The sequence below is a fragment of the Paraburkholderia caledonica genome, from assembly GCF_000383275.1.
GTDB lineage: Bacteria > Pseudomonadota > Gammaproteobacteria > Burkholderiales > Burkholderiaceae > Paraburkholderia > Paraburkholderia caledonica.
Genome location: NZ_KB911045.1, coordinates 55,061 through 81,720, shown reverse-complemented (window position 1 = coordinate 81,720; position 26,660 = coordinate 55,061). Strand labels below are relative to the sequence as shown.

Annotated in this window: 20 protein-coding genes and 1 pseudogene; 10 read left to right on the top strand and 11 right to left on the bottom strand. The window is 62.2% G+C overall.

Annotated features, from left to right (window positions below; genetic code table 11):
• Positions 1-127 precede the first annotated feature (127 nt).
• The 3 genes and pseudogenes from H281_RS0127425 to H281_RS0127415 form a co-directional block, all read left to right on the top strand.
• Entirely contained in the window at positions 128-991 is an 864-nt protein-coding gene (locus H281_RS0127425; RefSeq protein ID WP_027804991.1) for an urea transporter, read from the top strand.
• A gap of 54 nt (positions 992-1,045) precedes the next feature.
• Positions 1,046-1,822: a class II aldolase/adducin family protein gene (locus H281_RS0127420; RefSeq protein WP_020070345.1), complete on the top strand. Its 777-nt coding sequence runs from the start codon at positions 1,046-1,048 to the stop codon at positions 1,820-1,822.
• Positions 1,823-1,937: 115 nt separating this feature from the next.
• Positions 1,938-2,138, top strand: a pseudogene (locus H281_RS0127415) (4-oxalocrotonate tautomerase); the annotation flags it as partial.
• 110 nt (positions 2,139-2,248) lie between these two features.
• Here H281_RS0127415 and H281_RS0127410 read toward each other — a convergent pair.
• From H281_RS0127410 to garD, 7 genes are all read right to left on the bottom strand, one after another.
• Positions 2,249-3,454, bottom strand: coding sequence for a porin (locus tag H281_RS0127410; RefSeq protein ID WP_020070343.1), 1,206 nt, complete (start codon positions 3,452-3,454; stop codon positions 2,249-2,251).
• A 79-nt stretch (positions 3,455-3,533) separates the two neighbouring features.
• Positions 3,534-4,886: a TRAP transporter large permease gene (locus H281_RS0127405; protein WP_020070342.1), complete on the bottom strand. Its 1,353-nt coding sequence runs from the start codon at positions 4,884-4,886 to the stop codon at positions 3,534-3,536.
• Positions 4,887-4,893: 7 nt separating this feature from the next.
• Complete coding sequence (locus H281_RS0127400; protein WP_020070341.1) at positions 4,894-5,364, bottom strand: TRAP transporter small permease; 471 nt, start codon at positions 5,362-5,364, stop codon at positions 4,894-4,896.
• Between the two features lie 153 nt (positions 5,365-5,517).
• Complete coding sequence (locus H281_RS0127395; protein WP_020070340.1) at positions 5,518-6,510, bottom strand: TRAP transporter substrate-binding protein; 993 nt, start codon at positions 6,508-6,510, stop codon at positions 5,518-5,520.
• 647 nt (positions 6,511-7,157) lie between these two features.
• Complete coding sequence (locus tag H281_RS0127385; protein WP_020070338.1) at positions 7,158-8,111, bottom strand: SMP-30/gluconolactonase/LRE family protein; 954 nt, start codon at positions 8,109-8,111, stop codon at positions 7,158-7,160.
• Positions 8,108-8,950 carry an NAD-dependent epimerase/dehydratase family protein gene (locus H281_RS0127380; protein ID WP_020070337.1) on the bottom strand — a complete coding sequence of 281 codons (843 nt, stop codon included), beginning with the start codon at positions 8,948-8,950 and terminating at the stop codon, positions 8,108-8,110. Before H281_RS0127380 ends, H281_RS0127385 begins: the two co-directional genes overlap by 4 nt.
• Positions 8,951-9,075: 125 nt before the next feature.
• Positions 9,076-10,665, bottom strand: a complete 1,590-nt coding sequence (garD, locus tag H281_RS0127375; protein ID WP_020070336.1) for a galactarate dehydratase — start codon at positions 10,663-10,665, stop codon at positions 9,076-9,078.
• A 233-nt stretch (positions 10,666-10,898) separates the two neighbouring features.
• On the opposite strand from garD, the gene kdgD reads away from it, so the two are divergent.
• From kdgD to H281_RS0127360, 3 genes are all read left to right on the top strand, one after another.
• Positions 10,899-11,816 (top strand): 5-dehydro-4-deoxyglucarate dehydratase, encoded by a 918-nt coding sequence (gene kdgD, locus H281_RS0127370; protein WP_020070335.1) that lies wholly within the window; start codon positions 10,899-10,901, stop codon positions 11,814-11,816.
• Between the two features lie 183 nt (positions 11,817-11,999).
• Positions 12,000-13,349, top strand: coding sequence for an MFS transporter (locus H281_RS0127365; protein ID WP_020070334.1), 1,350 nt, complete (start codon positions 12,000-12,002; stop codon positions 13,347-13,349).
• Positions 13,350-13,512: 163 nt separating this feature from the next.
• Positions 13,513-14,256 carry a FadR/GntR family transcriptional regulator gene (locus tag H281_RS0127360; protein WP_020070333.1) on the top strand — a complete coding sequence of 248 codons (744 nt, stop codon included), beginning with the start codon at positions 13,513-13,515 and terminating at the stop codon, positions 14,254-14,256.
• A gap of 129 nt (positions 14,257-14,385) precedes the next feature.
• Here H281_RS0127360 and H281_RS0127355 read toward each other — a convergent pair whose 3' ends face one another.
• A complete protein-coding gene (locus H281_RS0127355; protein WP_020070332.1) occupies positions 14,386-15,993 on the bottom strand; it encodes an aldehyde dehydrogenase (NADP(+)) in 1,608 nt (535 codons plus the stop codon).
• Between the two features lie 222 nt (positions 15,994-16,215).
• Between H281_RS0127355 and garL the strand changes: the two genes are divergently transcribed.
• From garL to H281_RS0127340, 3 genes are all read left to right on the top strand, one after another.
• Entirely contained in the window at positions 16,216-17,022 is an 807-nt protein-coding gene (gene garL, locus H281_RS0127350) for a 2-dehydro-3-deoxyglucarate aldolase (RefSeq protein ID WP_020070331.1), read from the top strand.
• 43 nt (positions 17,023-17,065) lie between these two features.
• Positions 17,066-17,980: a 2-hydroxy-3-oxopropionate reductase gene (locus H281_RS0127345; protein WP_277394745.1), complete on the top strand. Its 915-nt coding sequence runs from the start codon at positions 17,066-17,068 to the stop codon at positions 17,978-17,980.
• A 306-nt stretch (positions 17,981-18,286) separates the two neighbouring features.
• Positions 18,287-20,200 carry a glycoside hydrolase family 28 protein gene (locus H281_RS0127340; RefSeq protein ID WP_241077917.1) on the top strand — a complete coding sequence of 638 codons (1,914 nt, stop codon included), beginning with the start codon at positions 18,287-18,289 and terminating at the stop codon, positions 20,198-20,200.
• An 86-nt stretch (positions 20,201-20,286) separates the two neighbouring features.
• On the opposite strand, the gene ilvD is transcribed toward H281_RS0127340, so the two are convergent.
• From ilvD to H281_RS0127325, 3 genes are all read right to left on the bottom strand, one after another.
• Positions 20,287-22,146 (bottom strand): dihydroxy-acid dehydratase, encoded by a 1,860-nt coding sequence (ilvD, locus tag H281_RS0127335; RefSeq protein WP_027804989.1) that lies wholly within the window; start codon positions 22,144-22,146, stop codon positions 20,287-20,289.
• A gap of 328 nt (positions 22,147-22,474) precedes the next feature.
• Positions 22,475-23,773, bottom strand: a complete 1,299-nt coding sequence (locus H281_RS0127330) for an MFS transporter (protein ID WP_020070327.1) — start codon at positions 23,771-23,773, stop codon at positions 22,475-22,477.
• A 26-nt stretch (positions 23,774-23,799) separates the two neighbouring features.
• On the bottom strand, positions 23,800-24,642 hold the full coding sequence (locus H281_RS0127325) for an NAD-dependent epimerase/dehydratase family protein (protein ID WP_020070326.1): 843 nt from the start codon (positions 24,640-24,642) through the stop codon (positions 23,800-23,802).
• 590 nt (positions 24,643-25,232) lie between these two features.
• Here H281_RS0127325 and H281_RS0127320 point away from each other — a divergent pair.
• Positions 25,233-26,645, top strand: coding sequence for a cytochrome ubiquinol oxidase subunit I (locus tag H281_RS0127320; RefSeq protein WP_020070325.1), 1,413 nt, complete (start codon positions 25,233-25,235; stop codon positions 26,643-26,645).
• The last annotated feature ends 15 nt before the right edge of the window (positions 26,646-26,660 follow it).

The window sequence follows — 26,660 nt, the reverse complement described above, 5'->3', positions numbered from 1 at the left end:
GCCACTATCAATGCGCGGGCATGCACACAGCCGCGCGAGTACCCTATCCTCGCGTTTCGCAACTGTTCGCCGCCGGCGCGCCATTCGATTTCAGATGCGCGCCGCCGAACGCTCATCGACCGATACCATGCATGCCGCCGCGACCGAAGCGCATTCCGCCGCCTTGCGCACCCTGCTGCGCAGCTTTGGGCAGATCGTGCTCCAGGCGAACGCATTCACAGGGGCATGCCTCGTTGCTAGCTGGATGCTTTGCGACCCGCGCCTTGCCTGTGCTGCCTTGATCGGCGCAGTCGCGGCCAACGTGAGCGCGATCCTGGCCGCTCACTCCGACGACGACCTGCGCGCTGGCCTGTACGGCTTTAACGGCGCATTGGCGGGACTCGCCGCGTTCAGCTTCATCGCCGACAATGCGACGGCGGCCGCCGTCGCCATTCTCGCAGCCACGGGAACGGCATGGCTTCACGAACCGTGGTCACGATGGCTGCGCGCGCGCCAGTTGAGCTATTTCTCCAGCCCGTGCCTGATCGTCACGTGGCTCTGGATGCCGATCGCAGCAAGCGGACCCGAGCCGGCGCGTCTCGCAACAACGCCTACGCTCGACACGGCGCAGTTCGGCGGCGGCGTGCTCGCCGGTCTCGCGCAAACCGGCTTCGCCTCGGGCGCAATGGCCGGTGCATTCGTGCTGATCGGGATCGCGGCGGCATCGGCACGGCATGCGCTGTGCGCGTTGACCGGCGCGGCGCTCGCAAGCAGCCTGCATGTTCTGCTGGGCGCGGGGGCGAGCTCGTTCGACGCAAGCCTGCTAGGATTCAACGGCGCCCTTACCGCGATCGCGCTGACCGACTGCGGCGTCTTGTGGATGCTCGGTGGCGTGGCGATCTCAGTGGCTTTGCAAGCGGCGGCGGCTCACGTCGGCTTCGCCGCGCTAAGCGCGCCTTTCGTCGCCGCAACGTGGAGCGTGCAATGGCTGAGGCAGCGGGCTGTTCGCTGAGACTCCGCCTGTCAGGCAAGATTGGGGAATACCAGACAACCTCAGGAGAGATGTATGTCTTTCATCCACACACCCGCAGGCCGCATTGAGCAATCCGGGCCGACTTCGCAAGCCGAGCAGCAAACTCGCGTCGACCTGGCCGCCGCGTATCGCCTCGTCGCGCTCAACGGTTGGGACGACCTGATCTATACGCACATCTCCGCGAGCGTTCCGGACGAGCCGGGCCACTTTCTGATCAATCCATTCGGTCTCGCATTCGACGAGGTGCGCGCGTCCAATCTGGTGAAGATCGACATCGACGGCAATATTGTCGGTGCCAGCGAACATGTGGTGAACGTGACCGGCTTCGCCATTCACGCCGCCGTGCATGCGGCACGCGCAGACGCGTTCTGCGTCATGCATTTGCACAGTACGGCAGGCGTGGCCGTGTCGGCACAGCCTGCGGGTTTGCTGCCCGCTTCACAACACGCGCTGCGTTTTTATCGTCAGCTCGCGTATCACGACTATGACGGCCTCGCCTTTGCGCCGGCGGAGAGCCGGCGCCTCGTGGAACATCTGGCGGACAAGCCGGCCATGCTGCTGCGCAATCACGGCCCGCTGACCGTGGGCCGCACCGTCGCCGAAGCGTATGTGCTGATGGCCACGTTGCTTAAAGCGTGCGAGATCCAGTTGCAGGCGCAAGCATGCGGCGCCCCGCTTGTCGTGCCTGACGACGCGGTCGCCACGCGCACAGCCGAGCAACTCTATGACGGCGGCGCAGTGGAAGGAACACTGGAATGGCCTGCGTTGCTGCGCAAGCTGGACCGCCTAGACCCGACTTATCGCGACTGACGGGCAACTGACGGGCGACTGCCGGACGATTAGTACCTGAATTACCCTGACCATACCGCGCAATGACTACCGCAATTGCTTATGCGGCGCGTGATATCAATTAGATTCTCAACGGAGCCGAACCATGCCCACGTTTCGTATCGAACTGTTCGAAGGCCGCTCGGTGGAACAGAAACGCCAATTCGTCGAAGCAATCACGAAAGCGACTTGCGAATCGCTCGGCGTCGAGCCGAATTCGGTCGACATCATTCTCACCGACGTGAAGCGCGAAAATTGGGCAACAGGAGGACGCTTGTGGTCCGACAGCGGAAGCTGAATTGAAACGCTGCGCGCGTGGTGCGCGCAGCGGTTTTATTGCTCAGCGACGCATGAATTAAATGCGTAGCTGTGGCGGCGTAACAACACGCCGCCGCTACCCTGAAGCCATTAGAAGCGGTGAATGATGCCCACGCCGCCTGCAACCTGGCTGCGCGACGAAGACGGCGCGCTGTTCTGACCGTCGCCGATATTGGCCGTCGCGTTGATGATGCTCACGCCGTTGTTGCCGATCGTCTGGCCGTTCGCACGCTGATACGCTTCCACCGCATACAGACCCGTACGCTTGGAGAGGCTGTAGTACTGCGACAGGTTGAACTGGTTATAGCTAGCTGCGCTCGAGATGCCATTCGATTGCGTCGCACGCGTGTAGCTGTAGCCGGCTGCCAGATCCAGTGCACCGATCGGCTTGAAGTGCACCACTGCGCCACCCGTGTTAAACGTCGCCTGATGACGGAAACCTGAGTTCACACCCGGAATGTATTGCACGTTCGAGTACGAGAACGACACGTCCCATTGCGAGTTGAACGTGTAGCCGCCGGTGACTGCAACGCGCTGCTGAGCCTGCGCCGTGCGGTAACCGTTGGTGATGCCGGAAAGACCCGGGCCGGTCGTCGCGCCGTTGTTCGACGTAGTCGAGTCCGGGCCCCACAGACCGCCGCCAGGCGTCGAGTTGTTGATGCGCTGGAAGCCTGCTGCGATACCGAACGGACCGTTCAGGTACTGCACCGCGGCGCTCCACGTCGAGCCGGCGTTGAAGCTGCCCGGCACGCCGCCCAGCGAGTACGAACCGCTTACCGTCAGACCATACATGTTCGGCGACGTGTACACGAGGGAGTTATTCGCGCGGTAGATCGTATCCAGCGAATCGAGATCGCCCGGGTGCGCGCCGTAAGCGCCCGTCAGCCACGTAGTCGGGCTATACGGCGACAGCAGCGTGTAGTACGACGTGTACTGACGGCCGGCCGTCAGCGTACCGTACGTGGGATTCGTCACACCGATCCATGCCTGGCGGCTGAAGCCGAGGCCGTTCACGCTCTGCGCGCCGGTTGCGCTGTTAAAGCCCTGCTCCAACTGGAAAATGGCCTTCGTGCCGCCGCCAAGATCCTCGCTACCCTTCAGGCCGAAGCGGCTACCCGCCCAGATGCCGTTGTTCATCTTCACAACCGAGCGGCCGCCCGAAGTCGAGCCGAGCGTCGTCGAGCTGCTTTGGTAGCCGATCCCCGTGTCGACGATACCGTACAACGTCACGCTGCTCTGAGCGTGTGCGCCAAGGGCGAACAGGCCAAGGGCGGAGGTTGCTAGTGCCTTTTTCATTTATGCTCCTCTTTAAAAAATTGTTCTTGACTACCGGTCATTGTCTGAACCGCGCAACCGGTGAATCGGGGATTTCAGGTCAGAAAACCGGGTGTCCGTTTATCACGCTCGGCAACCACGTGGAGAACATCGGCACGTAGGTCACAATATTGATGGCGCTGAAGATAGCGAGGTAATACGGCCAAGCCACCTTGGTAGTTTCCCCAATCGACACATTGCCGATCGCGCAACCAATGAACTGCACCGAGCCGATCGGCGGGTGAACGAGGCCCAATGCGCAGTTCAACAGAATCATGATGCCGAACTGCACGGGACCGACACCGCTATGCATCGCCATCGGCAGGAACAGCGGCGTAGTGATCAGAATGTGCGCCGCCATGTCCACGAATGTGCCGAGGAATACCTGAATGATGTTGATATAGAGCAGCATCAACCAGGGAATGCTCGTCGCGCCGTCCAGCATGTGCTCGATCGCATCGGGGATCTCCAGATACGCCATCTGGTAGCGCAGCATGTTCGATACGCCGATCAGCAGCAGAACGACGCCTGTGGTCTTTGCGGCCTTCGACAATGCGAAGGAGAGCTTTTTCAGCGTCATCGAGCGATACACCACGACCGTCAGCACCAGCGAATAAGCCACCGCAATAGCAGCGGCTTCCGTCGCTGTTGCAATGCCCTTCGCCACGCAGACCAGAATGATCGCGATCACCATCAGGCCGGGCAATGCGCCGAGGAAGGTCCGCGCGACCGCCATCCAGCCCGGGAAACGCTGCAGTGCGGTCGAGCCATCGGGACGGCGCGGGTAGCCGTAGCGTACGGCTTGCCAGTACGCGGCGATCAGCACGAAGCCCATCACCCACAACACGGGCAGCAGCCCCGAGAACAGCAGATCGCCGATCGACACGCCGCTCATCGGCACACCGTTCAGCGTGCCGGTAATGCCCTGTGCCGCGAACGCGTAGATAATCATGTTCGTCGACGTCGGCATCAGCGCGCCCGCGAGCGACGAATGCGTCGTGACGTTGACCGCGTAAGCGGCGCTGTAACCCTCGCGCTTCATCAGCGGAATCACGACGCCGCCCATTGCCGATGTGTCCGCCGTGGGCGAACCCGAGACGCCGCCGAACAGCGTACATGCGACGACGTTCGCCATGCCGAGGCCGCCGCGGAAATGGCCGACCGTTGCCTGCGCGAAACGCAGGATCCGATCGGCAATGCCCCCGTGCAACATCAGTTCGCCCGAGAAGATGAAGAACGGCACTGCGAGGAACGAAAACGCGTTCATCCCCGAGATCATCGACTGCATCGCGGTGGCGGCCGGCAGCCCTTCATACAGATACGTGAGCACACACGACAGCCCCAGCGCGAACGAAACAGGAACGCCGAGCACCAGAAAGACGATAAAGCTAATAGAGAGGAGTGCAAGTTCCATGATTGTTCTATTTGTGTTTCTTTGCGAAAAGCGTCAGAAGGTTCTCGAATGAGAACAACGCGATGCAGACGCTCGCAATGACCGGGATCACGTAGCGGAGCGCTTCTGGCAAACCGAGAATTGGAATCTTGTCGTGCAGCGTGGTCTCGGCCATTTGCAGCGAGCCGAAGAAAATCGCCACGGCGAGCGCGATGAGACACAGATGCTGGAACGTGTGCGCGGCGAGCTGACCTTTCTCCGGCAGACTCTTCACCAACGAATCGAGCCCGATATGGCCGCCTTCGCGGACCTTCAGCGCTGCGCCGAACATCGCGATCACGATCACCAGCAACAGTGCGATTGGCTCGACGAAATCGGGAGCGTCGCTAAACACGTAGCGCATGACGACGCTGTAGATCACCAGCAGACTCAGCCCTGCGAGGCTGAGCGAGGCGATAACGGCGAGTGCGCGAAAGATAAAATCGTTTGGGCGTTTCATGAATCTCTTGACCCCATTCTTGCCTACGACGGACCGTTTTTACTCGTTAGTCGTGCTACTTTCCGTCGCCCGTTGCGCAATCGCGCAGACAGCGGAAAGCCTCGCAGTACTTCTGCAAGGCTTTTCCACTGTCGCGAAAGCGCGATGCGAGCGTTACTTGATTGCCTGGATCTCGTCCACGAGCTGCTTCATTTGCGGCGTCTTCTCGTACTTCGCCCAAACCGGCTGCATCACCTTCACGAAAGCCGCGCGGTCGATCTGCGACGACGCAACGATCTGCGCGCCGCCCTTCGTCACCGTCTTGCTTGCGTCGTTTTCACGCGCGGTCCACAGCTTCTGGTAGTAAGGCACCGAGTCGGCCGCGGCCTTCTTGATGATTTCCTGCTCCTGCGGCGACAACGTGTCCCACACCTTCTTCGAGAAGACGAGAACTTCCGGCGTCATGGAATGCTGGGTTTCCGAATAGACCGGCGCGACTTCGAAATGCTTGGTCTCTTCGTAAGAAGGCAGGTTGTTTTCCGCTGCGTCGACGAGGCCGGTCTTCAGGCCCGTATAGACTTCGGCAAACGGCATCGGCGTCGGCGTACCACCCATTGCCCTGATTTCGTCGACCATCAGATCGGACGGCTGCACGCGCACTTTCAGACCCTTCATGTCGGCCGGCGTGCGGATAGGCTTTTTCGTGTAGATGGAACGGGCACCGCTTTCATAGAAAGTCAGCGCGATCATGCCCTTCGCCTTGAAGGCGTCCAAAATCTTCTGGCCTTCCGGGCCGTACATCACCTTGCGGAAATGGTCGATGTCGCGGAACAGGAACGGCAGCGACGGAATCATCGATTCAGGCACGATTTCGTTGAATGCCGCACCGTTTGCACGCGCCATGTCGAGTGCGCCGATGCGCACCTGATCGATTGTGTCGTTCTCCGAACCAAGTGCGCTATTGCCGAACACCTTCACGGAATCCTTGCCGCCGGTTGCCGTCTTGATCTGCTCACCCATGTACTTCACGGCCATATTGGTCGGGTAAGTGTCGCCGTGCACGTCCGACACGCGGAACACGCGCGCTTGCGCCGACATGGCGCCAAAGGCCAGCACCGATGCAGCGACAATCAACGAAACACGGGAAGAGGCGAACTTCTTGTTCATCATGACATTCCTTGAAAAATAGACACCCAATCGATGCGAAGGGCTGCTGACGGCTGGCCAAACGCGAACGGCCGGCTGCAAACGGACGGTCCCGGATGTGACATGGTTTGGCTGGGTCTCCCGGTGCGGCGCTCGCGGTCTCCTAAGGTGGCAAATGCTTTGCCGTGCTGTTCGTGCAACGTCCCCGGCACAATGATCAGCACTCCTGTCGGACAACTCGACTTCTTGTACTTCTGCTGCGTCGGCGCACTTTCACGCGAGCGATTGCGCGCGCCAAAGCCGCCATTCATCGCGTTGCAATCTCGAAAAGCGTAGAAAGCTGTCTGTTTGCGCTTATACGTTGTACGACGACATACGAAGTCTATAAAACGCAGTTTGAGTTGTACAGACGGTATTTACCCGAGGAAACAACAGTTCGACAGGGATGACCTGAATCGGCCACGGGCGAGCCCCGGCGAGGCGGCGCGCCCGATTGCGCGAATAAGTGGAGAACGCAAGCAGAACGGCGGACATTATTCGGAATAACCGAAAAACGTCGCGTCCGCACGACAATGTTGTATGACGAGTGATGAATTTAATCGTTGCGAAGCGTGGGCGCCGACCGGGCTACCAGGCCAGCGCCCTACGCGAGAACAGTGCGCAGCGACTTAGAGATCGCCGGCGAATTCGGGCTCAGGCAAGCCGCTCACGCCGGGACGTACCGCGAAGAGATGGCCATCATGTTCGCTCGCGCCCGCGCCCGGACGAATCGACGTGACGAAAAGCGTGTCGAGATCGCGGCCGCCGAACGCGCACATGGCCGGCTTGATTGCAGGCACGGCAATCTGCCGGTCGAGTTTGCCTTGCGGCGTAAAGCGCAATAGCGCGCCGGCGTCGTTCGCGCAGATCCAGTAGCAGCCGTCGGCATCCACAGCGGCGCCATCGGGCCGGCCAACATAGTGGTTCAGATCCGCGAAGACGCGGCGGTTGTTCGGCTCACCCGTTTCGACTTCGTAGTCGAAAGCCCATATCTGCCTGCGCAGCGGATGCGAGTCGGACAGATACATGGTCTTGCCATCCGGCGACCAGCCGAGACCGTTTTGCGTAATGAGTCCGTCGACAACCGGCGCCGAGAGCACGCCCTGCGCGTCGAACCGGTAGAGCGCACCGGCTGGATTGGCCAAAGACATGTCCTGCACCATCGTGCCGGCCCAGAAGCGGCCTTGCCGGTCGCAGCGGCCGTCGTTGAAACGCATGTCGTCAAAGGGGAAGACGGGCGCCGCGAGCTTGCGTCCTGTTACTTCGACGGGCTCGCTAGCGCGCACGGCTTGCGCCGTGGCATCGGTCGAACTTCCGCTCAAGGTCACCGCAAACAAGGCAGTCTCGCAGCCTGCGAGTACCGTGCCGCGACGGTCGAACGCGATGCACGCGACCTTCTCCGGCAACAGCCATTCAGAGCGCTTGCCCGTCTCCACCACGAGGCGCACGATTTTTTGCGCTGGAATGTCCACCCAGTAAAGCGCCTGTTCGGCAACACGCCAAACCGGACTTTCGCCGACGAGAGCCGGCGCCTGCCCCGCCGCCTCGACTCGCTCGACGCGCGGATTGGTCGCCCCGCTCATCGCTTTGGCTCCATCGGTCCGGCCAGTACGAATGCGCCGCCCTGGAAGCGTTGCGTAGGATCGTCGAGATCCGCGGTCGAAGCCGCGACGGGGAAGAGATGTTCAAATTGAACCGAACTGTCTTGCGGGCGAAAGCCGAGGAACGCCGCCTTCGTGTTATCGACCCACTTCGTGCGATTGTCCGAGACGCCGTACACGATCGCATGGCCGACGCGATTGGTGAACAGCGAACAGCGCACCAGCTCGATGAAGTCGCGATAGCTCAGATACGTGACGAGCATGCGCGGGTTCTTCGGTTGCTCGAACGACGAGCCGATCCGCAGGCACACCGTCTCCAGGCCGAAGCGGTCGAAGTAATAGCGCGACAGCGATTCGCCGAAGCATTTGGTCACGCCGTACAGACTGTCGGGACGCAACGGCGCGTCGATATCCACCACTTCGGTCACTGGATGGAAGCCCACAGTGTGATTCGAGCTCGCATACACGACGCGCTTCACACCCTGTTTCTGCGCAGCCGAATACAGGTTGTACAGTCCGCGAATATTCGCTTCGAGCAGATCTTCGAAAGGCGCCTCGACGGAAATGCCGCCGAGATGGATCACCGCATCCACGCCTTCGAGCAGCGCGTGAACCGCGGCTTCGTCCGCGAGGTCGACGATCGCCGCTTCTTCGTGGTCAGCCACTTCGCCGAGCGGCGCGATGTCGGTTACGCGCACGACGTCGGCCCACGCCGCGAGTGCGTCGCGCAATTGCGTGCCGAGATTGCCGGCGGCACCGGTGAGCAGAAGGCGCCGAAAAGGTTTTTGTGCAGCCGCGCGGTCAGAATTCGAGTCAGTCATGTCTTTTGTATTTATGAGTAGCCACTGTCAGTGAAGCAAGAAAGGCGAATAGAGCCAGTCATGCGACGAGCCGTCAAGCCCAATGTAAAACGAGCCGCGAAATCGCGGCCCGCTGAATCCGGCGATCAGGTCACCGGCGCCGGATTGAAGAGCGCCAGCGCATTGTGCAGCTTGAGCTTCTCCGCACAGGTCTTCTTGCGGCCGCTCGCAACGTCGAGCATGAAGCGGAACAGCTCCCAGCCCACCTCTTCGATCGTTGCCGAGCCTGTCGCAATCGTGCCCGCGTTGATGTCCATCAGGTCATGCCAGCGGCGCGCCAGATCCGAGCGCGTGGCGACCTTGATGACGGGGACTTCCGCGAGACTATACGGCGTGCCGCGGCCAGTCGTGAAGACGTGCAGGTTGATGCCCGCCGCAAGCTGAAGCGTGCCGCAGATAAAGTCGCTCGCCGGCGTGGCCGCGTAGATCAGGCCTTTCTGCCGCACTTTCTCGCCCGGCGACAACACGCCGGAAATCGGCGAGTTACCCGATTTGATGATCGAGCCCATCGCCTTTTCGACGATGTTGGAGAGGCCGCCTTTCTTGTTGCCCGGCGTGGTGTTCGCGCTGCGGTCGGCGCCGCCGCGCTTCAGATAATCGTCGTACCACTGCATTTCGCGGATGATCGCCTGAGCGACGTCCGCGTTCTCCGCGCGCGCCGTTAGCTGATCGACGCCGTCGCGTACTTCGGTGACTTCGGAGAACATGACCGTGGCGCCGGCGCGCACCAGCAGGTCAGTCGCAAAGCCGACGGCCGGATTCGCAGTGAGACCGGAGAACGCGTCGCTGCCGCCGCACTGCACGCCCACGACCAGATCGGCCGCCGGGCAGGTTTCGCGACGCCGGTTGTTCAGGCGCTTCAGGTGACCTTCGGCCGTTCTCATGATCGACTCGACCATCGACTGAAAGCCGACGTGCGCTTCGTCCTGCAGCACGACAACGTCTCCGTTCTCGTCGGCGCCGAGATCGCCGATATCCGCGATTTCGCTCGGGTTCTGCGCCGCGGCGATGGGGATCGTGCCCGGCGGCATCAAACGCTCCGGCTGCAACTTCTCGCAACCGAGGCTCACCATCATCACCTCGCCGCCGAAGTTCGGATTCAGCGCGATATTGCGGACCGTGCGGATCGGCACCATTGCGTCCGGCGCGTCGATCGCCACGCCGCAGCCATAGGTGTGGCCGAGACCCACCACGTCGTCGACATTCGGATATTTCGGCAGCAGTTCGGACTTGATGCGCACAACCGCGTGCTCGACGACGTCGGCGACGCACTGCACGGTCGTGGTGATCGCCAGGATGTTGCGCGAGCCCACCGAGCCATCTGCGTTCCGGTAGCCCTCGAACGTGTAGCCCTCGAGCGGCGGCATTTCCGGCGCCTTGATGGTGGCGATCGGCAGGTCTTCGAGCCCCGGCGGGCTCGGCATGCGGATCACGTGTTCGTTGATCCAGCTTCCCTTGGGCAGCGCTTTGAGCGCATAGCCGATCACCACGTTATAGCGGATGACTTCGTCGCCTTCGGCCAGATCCGCAAGCGCGACCTTGTGACCTTGCGGGACGCGCTCGCGCAGCACGAGGCCGTCGGGAAAAACCGCGCCCTCGCCCAGGCCGCCGTCGTTGACGACGATCGCGACATTGTCATTGGGGTGAACGCGAATGTAGAGGGGTGAGAGTTCCATTGCATCGATCCTTATGGCGATTTACGCCTTCTGCGGCAGCAATTCATACGTCATCCTACAACATACATGTTTGCCCGCATGTTCCGTATTTACCCTATGACCAGCATTATGCCGCGAAAACTCCGTTGAGTTAGCCGAATTGTTGTTGTACGATGACGTATAAGAAATCTTCATTTCTATCGATCGACGGTTCAACCGATCTCAACCTTTAGCGACGCCCGGATACATACATCATGACTACACCGCAGGAACTCAAGCAGATCGTCTCGCAAGGCCTCCTCTCCTTCCCTGTCACCGACTTTGACGAAAAGGGCGATTTCCGCGCCGACACTTACGCCGAGCGCCTGGAATGGCTGGCTCCGTATGGCGCGTCGGCATTGTTCGTGGCGGGCGGCACGGGCGAGTTCTTCTCGCTTACGCATGACGACTACTCGAACGTGGTGCGTACGGCGACTGAAGTGTGCAAGGGCAAGGTGCCCATTCTGGCCGGCGCTGGCGGCCCGACGCGCGTCGCGATTGCGTACGCGAAGGAAGCCGAGCGCCATGGCGCGAACGGCATTCTTCTGATGCCGCATTATTTGACTGAAGCCTGTCAGGAAGGTATCGCCGCGCACGCCGAAGAGGTCTGCAAGTCCGTGCCGAACATGGGCGTGATCATCTACAACCGCGCGAATTCCAAGCTCAACGCCGACATGCTCGAAGGCCTCGCGGAGCGCTGCCCGAACCTGATCGGTTTCAAGGACGGCGTGGGTGAAATCGAAAACATGGTAACGATCCGCCGCCGTCTGGGCGACCGTTTCTCGTACCTCGGCGGCCTGCCGACCGCGGAAGTCTACGCCGCGGCATACAAGGCGCTGGGCGTTCCGGTGTACTCGTCGGCAGTATTCAACTTCATTCCGAAGACGGCGATGGACTTCTACCGCGCTATCGCCGCGGACGACCACGCAACCGTCGGCAAGCTGATCGACGAGTTCTTCCTGCCGTACCTGAAGATCCGCAACCGCCGCGCCGGCTACGCGGTCAGCATCGTCAAGGCCGGTGCAAAGCTGGTTGGCCATAGCGCCGGCCCGGTGCGCGCACCGCTGACCGATCTGACCGAAGAAGAAATGGCGCAACTCGACGCGCTCATCAAGACGCTCGGCCCGCAGTAATGCTGCGCGCCTGACCGGCGCGTGGATTTCGCGCCGGTCAGGAAACAAGTGCCGCACAGGCGGCAGCGCAACAGCGCCCGGGGACAACACCGTCGCCGGGCGTTTTTTGCACATGCGTTCGGGAGACGCCGCGCCACCAAGGCCGGATGCCCGCTCCCTTGCATAAGAACTAAGGAGATGACCATGGACCTGAGCCGCACGGCAAGTTCCGCGAACGTTGCGAAGCGCACGAAAGTCCGCTACGCAATCCTGCTGCTTATCTTTGTAATCACCACGTTCAACTACGCGGACCGCGCGACGCTGTCGGTCACTGGCTCGGCAATGCGCGCCGAGTTCGGTTTCGACGCGATCCGGATGGGCTACATCTTCTCCGCGTTCAGTTGGGCGTACGTGCTTTCACAATTGCCGGCCGGCTGGCTGCTCGACCGCTTCGGCGCGCGGCGCGTGTATGCCGCGAGCATTTTCTTCTGGTCGCTCTTCACGCTGCTGCAAAGCTCGATCGGCCTGCTCGGCAGCGCGGCTGCCGCGGTCACCGGTCTCTTCCTGTTGCGTTTCGCGATGGGCGCGGCGGAATCGCCCGCCTTTCCCGCTAACGCCAAGGTGGTAGCAAGCTGGTTTCCCACCAAGGAACGCGGCACGGCATCGGCGATATTCAACTCGGCTCAATACTTCGCGGCAGTCGTATTCACACCGTTGATGGCCTGGCTCACGCACGCGTTCGGCTGGCACATGGTCTACGTGGTGATGGGCTTCGCCGGCTTACTGCTCGCCCTCACCTGGCTCAAGGTGATGAAGCATCCCGCCGACCACCCTGGCGTCTCCGCTGCGGAACTCGAGTACATCGAACAGGGCGGCGGCGTGGTGAGCGGCCAACATAACGCGCGTCGTGAAAACGTCGAGAAAGCAGGCGGCTGGTCCCTCGTGCGTCAATTGCTGAGCAACCGGATGCTCGTCGGCGTCTATCTTGCGCAGTACTGCATCAACGTGCTGACGTACTTCTTCCTGACGTGGTTTCCGATCTACCTCGTGCAGGCGCGCGGCATGACGATCCTGCAAGCGGGCCTCGTGGCGTCGCTGCCCGCGATCTGCGGATTCTCGGGCGGCGTGCTCGGCGGCATCCTGTCCGATTCGCTGATCCGGCGCGGCCATTCGCTGACCGTCGCGCGCAAGGTGCCGATTGTCGGCGGCATGCTGCTGTCGGTGTCGATCATCGGCTGCAACTACGTGTCCACCGACTGGGTCGTCGTCGCGCTGATGTCGCTCGCGTTCTTCGGCAAGGGCATCGGCGCGCTCGGCTGGGCGGTGGTCGCCGATACATCGCCGAAGGAAGCGCTCGGTTTGTCCGGCGCGATCTTCAACATGTTCGGTAACGTGGCCGGCATCGTCACGCCGATCGTGATTGGCTATCTCGTGGCGAAGAGCGGCTCGTTCAATGGCGCGCTGGTTTTCGTCGGCGCAAATGCGCTGCTCACGGTGTTCAGCTACCTCGTGATCGTGAAGGACATTAAGCGCGTGGAATTGCGCCCGCGCTAAGCGCCGCGCCGGGTCGCCGTCCGGCAGCGCCGTACCGCGCGCCGCCGCTTACCCGCCGCGGCACGGCGCTAAATGATCCGGCCTTTCTATAATCAGTCGTCAGACGACGGTATAATGGATCGCACGAAGTCTCTGCAACTACCTGATTCAAGGGGCGTTTTCGATGGCTACACCACTGGCATCCGCGGCACCGCCACGACGCGCTCGTAATCTCGCCGAGCTCGTCGTCAATTACGTCACCGAGCAGATCGCGTCAAACGCCCTCAAGCCCGGCGACAAGCTGCCGACAGAATCGCAACTCATGGTCACGCTGAGCGTAAGCCGCACGGTTATCCGCGAAGCGATTTCGCGCCTGCAGGCGGGCAAGATCATTGAGACGCGTCACGGCATCGGCAGCTTCGTGCTCGAACCGCAGCGCGAAAAGCTCGGCATCGACATGGTGCCGGCCACCACGCTGCGCGACGTGCTGTCGATTCTCGAACTGCGCATCAGCCTCGAAACGGAATGTGCGGGCCTCGCCGCTCAACGCGCGAAGCCGGAAGACGTCGCACGCATGCGCGCCGCGCTCGACGCGATCGAGGCGACGCGCCACAACGGACGCGACAGCGTCGACGCCGATTTGCAGTTCCATATCTCGGTGGCGCGCGCCACGGGCAACCGCTATTTCGTGGACATCCTCACGCAAATGGGCAGCGCGCTGATTCCGCGCAACCGGCTCGACTCGGCGGGCATTGCGCGCGCGGAGCCGGACGCGTACCTGTCGCTCGTCAACTTGGAGCACGAGAGCATTCTCGAGGCGATCAGCCGACACGACGCCGAAGGCGCGCGCGCGGCCATGCGCATGCATCTGTCCAACAGCCGCGAACGGCTGCGCCGCGCGAACGAAATTTCAGAAAGCCATAGTTGACGGGTCGCTGAGCACCTCGCCGTTTCTCTCGGCGAATACACGGCGAATATGCGGCGAGTACGCAAAAAAATGGCCGGGGAGTCGCCTCCCCGGCCATTTTTCGTTTCAGCCGCAGTTCGATCGCAACGATCAGCTGCGCGTGATCTCGCCATCGCGGCGGCGCCACAAGTCGAGCGGATTGTCGTCAGCCAGCGCCTGCGGCAGCAGATCGGCCGGGAAATCCTGATAGCAGACCGGACGCAGGAAACGCTCGATCGCGGTCGTGCCGACCGAAGTCGCGCGGCTATCGGACGTAGCCGGGAACGGGCCGCCGTGAACCATCGCGTGACACACTTCGACACCGGTCGGATAGCCGTTGACCAGAAGCCGGCCAGCCTTGCGCTCGAGAATCGGCACGAGCCTTCTGGCTGCGGGTACGTCGGCGCTGTCCATCTGGATCGTCGCGGTCAACTGGCCTGCAAAGTGCTCGGCAACCTGCAGCAGTTCGTTTTCGTCCTTGCAACGCACGATCGTCGATGCCGGTCCAAACACCTCGTCTTCCAGCGCCGGCGTGGCGAGGAACGTTTTGGCGTCCGTCACGAACAATGCCGCGCGCGCCTGGTTCGGCCCCGTCACGTCGACGCCGCGCGCCACCGTCTCCACGCCCGGAATTCCGGCCAGTTTGCTTTCGCCTTGCGTGTACGCCGAATGGATGCCCGATGTGAGCATGGTCTGCGCGGGCTTGCCGCCCAGCGCCTCGGACGCCACGGCGACGAAGTTCTTCAGCGCGTCGCTGTCGACAGCGATTGCAAGGCCCGGGTTGGTACAGAACTGGCCGGCGCCGAGCACCAGCGAATCCACGAAACCGCGAGCGATGTTCTCGGTGCGCTGCGTGAGCGCGTTCGGCAGCAGGAAAACCGGGTTGATGCTGCTCATTTCCGCAAAGACCGGAATCGGCTCGGGACGCGCCGCCGCGACGCGCATCAGCGCCAGGCCGCCCGCGCGCGAACCAGTAAAGCCGACCGCCTTGATCGCCGGATGCGCGACTAGGGCCTCACCGACCGAATTGCCTGCACCGACGATCAGCGAGAACACGCCTTCGGGCAAATCCATTTCCTGTGCGACGCGTTGAATCACGCGGCCGACCATTTCCGACGTGCCGAGGTGGGCACGGTGTGCCTTCACCACCACCGGGCAGCCGGCCGCGAGCGCCGCAGCCGTATCGCCTCCCGCCACGGAAAACGCGAGCGGGAAGTTGCTTGCGCCGAACACGGCGACCGGGCCGATCGCAATTTTCTGCATGCGCAGGTCGGAACGCGGCAGCGGCTTGCGCTCAGGCAGCGGCGAGTCGAGCGTCGCGTCGAGCCACTGGCCCGAGCGAACGAATTGCGCAAACAGCTTCAACTGACCGGTCGTGCGGCCGCGCTCGCCTTCGAGGCGCGCTTTCGGCAAGCCCGACTCCTGCTGCGCGCGCTCGACGAGCGCATCGCCCAGCGCAGTGATGCCGTCGGCGATACGCTCCAGGAATTCCGCGCGTACGGAGAGCGGCAGTTGGCGGTACGGATCGAACGCTTTCTGCGCCAGTTCGCACGCAAGGCCGACGTCGCGAGCCGTGCCGCTGCCGAAAACCGGCTCGGCGATGTCCGCACCGGTGGCGGGATTGAATGCGTGCAGCGCCTCTTCGGCGCCGCGCACCGATTGACGGCCGATCAGCATTTCGCCGGTGATCCGACCGATGACTTCGCTGGAACTGGACATGTCTCTTCCTTTGGATTGAATGCTAAAGATATAAGTCATCCTACAACATAGCAGCGTTCCTGTGCAACCGGAACCGCCCTGCTTCGGCATGGATTCGGGTTAACGTGCCCGTTACAACGCCTTCCTCGGGTGCTAACCTGAAATAGATATACGACGACCTATAACATGCGGTCAGCTATCGTCGGAACTAGCCCGATCCATTGCCGTTCGAGGAAAACGTTCATGCCAGCCGCGCCCTGCCAGCCTTATCAGTCCCTTCCCAATAGCTTCCGCCAGGCGGTTCGCGGAGGCGAAACCCTGATTGGCTGCTGGGCCTCGCTCGCCAGCCCGATCGTCACGGAGTTGCTCGGCGTGATCGGATTCGACTGGATGCTGCTCGACGCCGAGCATGCACCCAACGACGTCCTCACGCTGATTCCGCAACTGATGGCGCTCAAGGACAGCCGCAGCGCGCCGGTGGTGCGCCCGCCAGGCAACGACAGCGTCGTTATCAAGCGGCTGCTCGACAGCGGTTTTTCCAACTTCCTCGTGCCGTTCGTCGATAGCGCCGACGACGCGGCGCGCGCGGTCGCTGCCACCCGCTATCCGCCACAGGGCATTCGCGGCGTTTCGGTGGGTCACCGCGGCAACCGCTATGCGACGGTACCCGACTATTTTGACATTGCCAACGACAACGTCTGCGTGATCGTGCAAATCGAGAGCCGCCAAGCGGTAGACGCCATCGACGAAATTCTTGCCGTGGACGGAGTCGACGGCGTTTTCGTCGGGCCGTCGGACCTCGCCGCGGGATACGGGCACCTGGGCAATGCCGGACATCCCGACGTGCAGCAGGCGATCGCGCATGTGTTCGAGCGCGCGCAGGCCGCCGGCAAGCCGAGCGGCATTCTTGCACCGGTGCAAGCCGACGCGGAGCGTTATCGTGACATGGGCTGCCGCATCATCGCTGTCTGCGCCGACCTCGGGCTCTTGAGGAACGCCGCGCAGACGGTCCACCAACACTTCATGCAGAAACCAGCAGGCCAAAGCTGAACCGGGCGCTAAGCGCACACTACCCCGCACAGGCGTGGCCGCCTTGAAATCTCCGGAGCATTCCATGCAAAAAGCAGGCTTTATCGGACTCGGCATCATGGGCAAGCCCATGGCTGCCAATCTTCTCAAGAACGGCGTCACGCTCGCTGCCTTCACGCGCAGCGCCGTGCCCGACGATCTCACCCAAGCCGGCGCGCAGGCTTGCGACAGCCCCGCCGCCGTCGCCGCACAGGCGGACGTGATCTTCATCATGGTGCCGGACACGCCGGACGTCGAGCGCGTGCTGTTCGGCGAAAACGGGCTGGCGAGCGGCTTGCGCGCCGGACAGACAGTGGTCGACATGAGTTCGATTTCGCCGATGGCCACCCGCGACTTCGCCGCTCGCGTACGTGAAACCGGCGCGGACTATCTCGACGCTCCGGTGTCGGGTGGCGAAGTCGGCGCGAAGGCGGGTTCGCTCACCATCATGGTGGGCGGCGAGCAGGCCACCTTCGACAGCGTGAAGCCGTTGTTCGACATGATGGGCAAAAACGTCACGCTAATCGGCGCGGTCGGCGCCGGACAGGTATGCAAAGTCGCCAATCAGGTGATCGTGGCGGCCACTATCGAGGCAGTCGGCGAGGCGCTGCTGCTTGCGTCGAAAGCCGGCGTGGACCCGGCTCGCGTGCGAGAAGCCCTGATGGGCGGCTTCGCGTCGTCGCGCATTCTCGAAGTACACGGCGAGCGTATGACCAAACGCACGTTCGACCCCGGCTTCCGCATCGAACTGCATCAGAAAGATTTGAATCTCGCGCTTCAGACCGCGCAGACACTCGGTGTCTCGTTGCCGAATACGGCTACATGTCAGGCACTTTTCAACGCATGCGTCGCGCACGGCGGCAAGGCGTGGGACCACTCCGCGATGGTGCGCGCGCTCGAAGTGCTCGCCAATCACGAGATCGGCCAGCAAACAACCTGACCCGCCACGCGCATCCGGTCGCGCCGCTTTCTCCGTTTAATCCGACGAACGGGCAAAGCGGCGCGTATTGCGTTTCAACTCATCGCAAGCAGACAAAATCCCTTCGTTTCTTTCATTTGTTAAGGATGACTGATGGAATTCAAGCGGTCGAGATGAGCCGCGCGCTTTCGAGCATCGACGACTATTTACAACGCCCTCAAGGGCATGGAGACATTCGTGGCAACTCAATATAAAAGCGGCAGCAAAGGGGCGACATCGGCAAACTCGGGTCGCGCCGACCCTGCTTCGCCGGGGCGCCGGGCTTTCATGGTGTTCGCCGGGACCTCGGCGGGCGCGACGCTCGTCGGCGGCCTGTCCGCATGCGGCGGCTCGGGCAGTTCGGGCCTGACACCGGAAGATCCGATCTGGGGCAGTGCCGGCGCGGCGACGCAAATCATCGCGTCGCTCGCCGGCGTCACGCAGTCCATGTTCCCGTCGCGTGACTTCGTCGTCACGCAATACGGCGCACAGCCTTGCGCCGTTGTCGCCGCGACCAATCCGTACACGGGTTCTTCTTCACCCGCGAGCCCCGGCTTTAACCAGACTCACGCGCCGTCGTCATTCGACTCGCGGCCCGCGTTTCTCGCTGCGATTCAGGCCTGCAACGCGGCTGGCGGCGGACGCGTCGTGGTGCCCTCCGGTACCTGGTATTGCGCCGGGCCGATCGTGCTGCTCAGCAACGTCAACTTTCACCTGAGCGCGAATTGCACGATCTATTTCAGCCCAAATCCGGCGGACTATGCGAAGGACGGCCCGGTAGACTGCGGTGCGAACGGCAAACTCTTTTACAGCCGCTGGCAGGCCAATGATTGCCTGAACTACGGCTCACCGGTGTACGCCCGCAATCAGACCAACATCGCGTTGACCGGCGAAGATGCAACCTCGGTTCTGAACGGCCAGGCCATGACGCCCTTCTCCGGTTCAGGCAACACTGCCACATGCTGGTGGACATTCAAGGGTTCGAATGGCGCCTATGGTTGCGTGAGCTCGTCGACACCTTCTCAGGTATATCGGAATCCGAACAATGTGGACCTCCGGACTGCCGCACCAGGCATTTCCGACACGCTATACGCACAGCTGACGAGCCCGACGACGCCATGGCAACAGGATCAGAACTACTTGCCCGCTCTCTCGGAAGCCGGCGTTCCGATTGCGAAGCGTATCTTCGGCATCGGCCACTATCTGCGCCCGTGCATGGTCGAGTTTATCGGCTGCACGAACGTGTTGATGGAGAACTATTGCACCAATAACACGCCGTTCTGGCAGCATCATCCGACCGCTTGCAAGAACGTGGTGATTCGCGGCGTCACGACCAACAGTATCGGCCCGAATAACGACGGCTTCGATCCGGACGCGTGCAATAACGTGCTCTGCGACAACGTCACGTTCAATACGGGCGACGACTGCATCGCGATCAAATCGGGCAAGGATCTCGACACGCAATACGGTCCCGCGCAGAACCACGTCATCCAGAACTGCACGATGAATAGCGGTCACGGCGGCATTACGCTCGGCAGCGAAATGGGCGGCGGCGTGCAGAACATTTACGCACGCAATCTGCAAATGTTGAACCAGAACTGGGCGACCAATCCGCTGAACATCGCGATCCGCATCAAGACGAACATGAATCGCGGCGGCTTCGTGAAAAACTTCTATGTCGACAAGGTGACGCTGCCCAACGGCGTCGCATTGAAAGGCGGCGGCTACGGCAGCGCGCTGCTCGCGGGTAGCCCGATCAACGGCACGGTGCCGCTCGGCGTGGTCACCGCGAGCGCGGCGAATCCGTCAGCGGCCCAAGGCGGTCTGATTACATTCGACTGCGATTATCAGCCCGCCAACGACGCGATACGAACGCGGCCTGCCGTCGTGCAGAACGTGAACATATCGAATGTGCAGGCGAGCAACGTGACCTCCGGCGGCGTCACCGGTTCGTGCTTCCAGGCGATCGTCGCACAAGGTCCGGTTGCGTTCGACTACAACGGACCCACGCCCGCGCCGACGATCCCGCCGATCACAGGCGTCACCATCTCGAACTGCAACCTGGGCACGGCGGTTTGCGCGGGACCGGCCACGTCGACCACGCCCGGGCCGATCTATGCGTACAACGTCAACGGCATCACGTTGAAGAACGTCGTCATCGGCTCGACGACGTACAACACGAATGTGACTGACCTGCGTTAGAAGGCGAGCGCGGCGGGCCCGAAAAAAAACCGCTCGGATGAGCGGTTTTTTTTCGAAACGAGAATCGGCCGCAGCCGCTATCGCAATCAGTCTTCCAGCAACGACAGGTCGCGCACCGCGCCTTTGTCGGCCGACATGACCAGCTTCGCGTAGGCCTTCAGCGCCGCCGACACCTTGCGCGGACGCGGCTTGGCAGGCTTCCAGCCCTTCGCGTTCTGCTCGTCGCGGCGGCTTGCCAGTTCGGCGTCCGACAACAGCACGTTGATCGTACGGTTCGGAATATCGATGCGGATCTTGTCGCCATCGCGCACGAGGCCGATCGCGCCGCCTGCTGCCGCTTCCGGCGAGCAATGGCCGATCGACAGGCCGGAAGTGCCGCCCGAGAAGCGGCCGTCTGTCAGCAGCGCGCACGCTTTGCCCAAACCCTGAGACTTGATATAGCTCGTCGGATAAAGCATTTCCTGCATGCCCGGGCCGCCCTTCGGACCTTCGTAGCGCACGATCACGACGTCGCCCGCCTTGACCTTGCCCGCGAGAATATTTTCCACCGCTTCGTCCTGCGATTCGGTGACGTGAGCCGTGCCCTCGAACACCAGAATGCTTTCGTCGACGCCGGCGGTCTTCACCACGCAGCCGTCGAGCGCGATGTTGCCCGTCAGCACCGCAAGGCCGCCTTCCTTCGAGAACGCGTGCTCGTAAGAGCGGATACAACCTTCGGCGCGGTCGAGATCGAGACTGGGCCAGCGCGTGTTCTGGCTGAATGCCACCTGCGTCGGAACGCCGGCCGGGCCCGCCATGTAGAAGGTCCTGACGGCCTCGTCCCCGGTGCGCACGATATCCCACTGATCCAGCGCGTCTTTCAGCGTGGGCGCGTGCACCGTGGGCACGTCCGTTTGCAGCTTGCCGGCGCGGTCGAGCTCGCCGAGAATCGCCATGATGCCGCCTGCGCGGTGCACGTCCTCGATGTGGTACTTGTTCGTATTGGGCGCCACCTTGCACAACTGCGGCACGATGCGCGAAAGACGGTCGATGTCCGTCATCGTGAAGTCGATCTCGGCTTCGCGCGCGATTGCCAGCAGGTGCAAGATCGTGTTGGTGGAACCGCCCATCGCGATATCGAGCGTCATGGCGTTTTCGAACGCCTTGAAGCCGACCGCACGGGGCAGCACGCTCGCCTCTTCCTGCTCGTAGTACTGGCGGGCCAGTTCCACGATGCGGCGGCCGGCGCGCTTGAAGAGCTGCTCGCGGTCCGCGTGTGTCGCGACCACGGTGCCGTTGCCGGGCAACGACAAGCCGAGCGCCTCGGTCAGGCAGTTCATCGAGTTAGCCGTGAACATACCCGAGCACGAGCCGCAGGTCGGGCAGGCGGAGCGTTCGACTTCGGCCACATCGGCGTCGGAATACGCTTTGTCGGCGGCAATCACCATCGCGTCCACGAGGTCGAGCTTCTTGAACTCGATCGTGCCGGTCTTCGGATTGGCGAGGCGCGTCTTGCCGGCTTCCATCGGGCCGCCGGACACGAAGATCACGGGAATGTTCAGGCGCATGGCGGCCATCAGCATGCCGGGCGTGATCTTGTCGCAGTTCGAGATGCACACCATCGCGTCGGCGCAGTGCGCATTGACCATGTATTCGACCGAATCCGCGATGATGTCGCGGCTCGGCAGCGAATACAGCATGCCGTCGTGGCCCATCGCAATGCCGTCATCGACGGCGATGGTGTTGAATTCCTTGGCTACGCCGCCCGCGGCTTCGATCTCGCGTGCGACGAGCTGGCCGAGGTCTTTCAGGTGCACGTGTCCGGGCACGAACTGGGTGAACGAATTGACCACCGCAATAATCGGCTTCGAGAAGTCTTCGTCTTTCATGCCGGTAGCGCGCCACAAGGAGCGCGCTCCAGCCATGTTGCGACCGGCGGTGGAGGTTTTGGAACGGTATGCGGGCATCGTGGTGGTTGAATGAATATCGCTTGAAAGAAGCGGGCCAAGGGAGTGGAGGCCCCTCGAGCGCCCGTGCGAACAACCTTTTGAGCCGCGCCCCGGGCAAAGCTCACGATTATCCCACAGGCCCCGGCTGCGTGCGGCTCCCGCGCGCGGTCTTGCGGTCATCGCATTGAAAATCGCCGTGATGCGGGAAAGGCGGTTCATAAAGAAAAGCGGCGCACGAAGGCCCCGCTTTGCGTTGCTACTGAGGCTGGAACGTCGCGCCCGCTCGTGGCCGACTTGTCGCCGCTTATTTAACGCCGCGGACTTGTCCCCGCTTACTTGTCGCCACTTACTTCGCGGTGACCGCACTGCCAGGCTGGGACCAACGCGGCTCCGCCGTTCTGTCCGCGCTTTTCGCGAGCAGACACACCACGGCGGCCGCAATAATGTCGAATACGGCCAGCACGACGAAGAGCGGACTGTAGCCGACCTGCGTGACCAGGACGCCGAACAACGCGGTGAACGCCGCAGCGCCCAGATAACCGGCCATGCCGCCCATGCCCGTTGCGGTAGCCACTTCGTTCTTGCCGAACATGTCGGACGTGATCGCATACAGCGCGCCGGACAACGTTTGGTGCGCGAAGCCACCGACGCACAGCAGCGCAACCGCCACGTACGGGCTCGCGACAAGGCCCACGCACGCCGGTCCGATCATGCACAGCGCGCCGACCACGAACACCATCTTGCGCGACGTGAACAGCGAGACTTTCGCGTACTTATGAAACAGCGGGCTCAGATAGCCGCCGAGCACACAGCCGATATCCGCTGCGAGAAACGGCATCCATGCATACAGCGCGATTTCCTTCAGATTCATGTGACGCTCGGTCATCATGTACAGCGGAATCCACGCGTTGAATGTCTGCCATGCCGGTTCCGACAGAATGCGCGGAATGCCGATCGCCCAGAAGTCGCGGCTGCGCAGCATGGCCGACCAGCTGCGCTTGGGAGCGCCCGCGTCGCTGTGCTTCGCCTCCTGGCCGCTGAGGATATAGTCGCGCTCCCCGTCGCCGAGCAGTTTCTGATTGCGCGGATGCTTGTACAGCACCATCCACACGACGCTCCAGATAATGCCCGCTACACCGACGATCACGAACGCCAGTTGCCACTGGCCGTGCAGCAGCGCCCACACCACGAGCGGCGGCGCCAGCAACGCACCGATCGACGAACCGATGTTGAACCAGCCGATCGCAACCGAGCGCTCCTTTGCCGGGAACCACTCGCTGGTGGCCTTCACGCCGGCCGGAATGCCAGCCGCTTCGGCAATGCCGAGCAGGCCGCGGAAAAATGCAAGGCTGCGCCATCCGGTCGACCACGCCGCCGCCGCGCAGGCGAGGGACCACGCCAGCGCGAACGCGGCGAAACCGATTTTGGTGCCGACCGTATCGAGCAGGAAACCCGCGACCGGCTGCATGAATGCATAGCAAAGCTGCCACGCGACGACCACGTGAGCGTATTGCTCGGTCGTGATGTGCAGATCTTTCATCAACGTCGGCGCGGCCACCGACAGCGTATTGCGCGCGAGATAGTTGATGATGAGCCCGGCCGCGACCAGACTGACCATCCACCAACGGATGCCCTTTATCTTCATTGCTGCGTCTCCTAATACCTGATCGTTCAGGACGGCCGCGCGGCCGAAGCGGCTGCATCGCCTGCGCCGCTGTCCGCGTCGTCGCGCGAATAGTCGATGCCGACAAACCCGCCGCCCTGGAAGCGCTGACCGAATGCGTCGAGCGGATTGGGTCGCGCGAGAACCTCGTCGGCGTAGTCTTCGGCGTTCTGCTTCGGCATGTAGCCGAGACGCTCGGCGCCGCTGTTGTCCCACCAGCTGCGCGTATTGGCCGACACGCCCCACACCGTGATGAAGCCCAGGTCTTCTGCTTCGATGCAGCGGTCGAGGAAATGCATCAGGTCCGCGTGACCGAACCAGGTGCTCAGATGGCGCGGCTCCGTCGGACGCTCGAGACAACTGCCGATCCGCACGCACACGCTTTCGATGCCGTGCTTGTCCCAGTACATGCGTGCGAGCGCTTCGCCCCACACCTTGCTCAGCCCATAGAAGCCGTCCGGGCGCAGTTCGCAATCGAGGCTCAGGCGCTCCGTCACCGGGTACATGCCGATCGCGTGATTCGAACTCGCGAACACGATCCGCTTGACGCCGTGCCGGCGCGCGCCCTCGTAGACTTCAACGAGACCGCGCAGATTGTTTTCGATGATCTCGGGCAGCGGACGCTCCACGCTCGTCCCGGCAAAGTGGATCAACACGTCGACGCCGTCGAGCAGCCGATCGACGACAGCCGGATCGCGCAGGTCGCCGTGCATCACGTCCTCGCCTTCGACGAGAGGCGTCAGCGGCTTCGAGCCCGCCGCCGAACGCAACGGCTTGCCGCGCGCAATGAATGCGGCGCGCACGACCGAGCCAAGCTGGCCTCCGGCGCCACTCAGGGCAATCTTCTTCATAGGGGTTCCTTTACTGCACCGGCTCGCGAGCGGCGGGAATAACTCCACACCTCGGCTTGGGTGAGATCGGTTACTGCTCGATCTAGTTGTACGACGACGTACTATCTCTGATGCGGAAGCGGAATTCAATTAGGCATTTACCCTGATAAAAACGCGCCTTTCAAAGCTTTCTCTCAGATGAATTCAGCTGTAAACCGTTTAATGTTCATGCGATGTCGTATAACTTCTCATGGATCTCGCATTGGCTTCTGGTACAACGACATACTGAACGAGGTCGAGGCATCCGAAGCGCCTGGTCCGCAGGAGCACCACGTGCGGATAGCTTTGCTGCGACGCGGTCGATTGCCGCAGTATCGCGTCACCCCGCTTAATCATCGCAAAACTGACAATAAGAAAAAGCTGATATATGTCAATGGCTTGCAGCACAAGAACCGCACCGCCTCACAAAACAACGCGGTTTTTTGACGCACGTCGCGGCGCAGCATAAATCCCACGCTTCCCCTAATCTTCGGCCATCTGCGAAACGCAGTGCGCACCGACACCGGTCGACGCGCGTAGTCCGCCCACGCGGCATCACGCACTTCACGATCATGAACTCCGCAATATCGGCATTCGACCTCGCCCGCATCCAGTTTGCGTTCACCGTCTCTTTTCATATCGTCTTTCCGGCGCTGAGCATTGGCCTCGCGAGCTTTATCGCCGTGCTCGAATGGCGCTGGCTGAAAACCGGCAAGGCGTACTACAAGGACCTGTGCCTCTTCTGGTCGAAGATTTTCGCCGTCGCCTTCGGCATGGGCGTGGTGTCCGGCGTCGTGATGAGCTATCAGTTCGGCACCAACTGGTCGGGCTTTTCGAGTTTCGCCGGCCCTGTCACCGGACCTCTGTTGATGTACGAGGTCATGACCGCGTTTTTCCTCGAAGCCGGCTTCCTCGGCATCATGTTGTTCGGCTGGCAGCGCGTGAGTCCGCGCGCACACTTCGGCGCGACGCTGATGGTCGCCATCGGCACGCTGATCTCCACGTTCTGGATTCTCGCGTCCAATAGCTGGATGCAGACGCCGCAAGGATTCGAAGTCGTGAACGGCCGTGTGGTTCCGCTCGACTGGTTCAAGATCATCTTCAATCCGTCGTTCCCGTACCGGCTCGCGCATATGGCGCTCGCGGCGTTTATCGTCGCCGGGCTCGTCGTGGCGGCGGTGGGCGCGTGGCATCTGCTGCGCGGACGGCGCGACCCGGCCGTCAAGAAGATGTTCTCGATGGCGCTCTGGTTGCTGCTGGTTCTCACGCCGATCCAGGCGTTCGTCGGCGATCAGCATGGCTTGAACACGCGCGAATATCAGCCGGCCAAGATCGCTGCGATCGAAGGCCTCTGGGACACCGAAAAAGGCGGCACCGCCCTGAACCTGTTCGGCATTCCCGATATGCAGGCCGAGACCACACACTATGCAGTGTCGATCCCACACCTGGGCAGCCTGATTCTCACGCATAGCTGGGACGGCGAAATACGCGGCCTGAAGGAATTCCCGCCGCAAGACCGGCCGAACTCGACAGTGGTGTTCTGGAGCTTCCGGATCATGGCCGGGCTGGGCGTGCTGATGATCGTCATGTCGGTCGCCGCGTGGGTGTTGCGCCGTCGCGGGCGTCTGTTCGAGTCGAAGTCGTTCCAGCGCGTCGCGGTGGCGATGGGTCCGAGCGGTTTCATCACGCTGCTGGCCGGCTGGGTGACCACTGAAGCCGGCCGTCAGCCATGGGTCGTCTATGGCGTGATGCGCACGTCGCAAGCCGTGTCGCCGCTCACCGCGCAACAGGTCGGCATTTCGCTGATGGCGTTCGTGGTCGTCTACTTCCTCGTATTCGGCACGGGCATCTATTACATGCTCAAGCTGATGCGTTCGGGCCCGGCGCTTCCTGGGCACACGCCGCACGGCGTGCCTGGGCAGACGCCAAACCAGACCGCGCGCCGCCCTTTCTCTGCCGCCGATCAGATGATCGACGCCGCCTAACCCTGATCGCCTGCG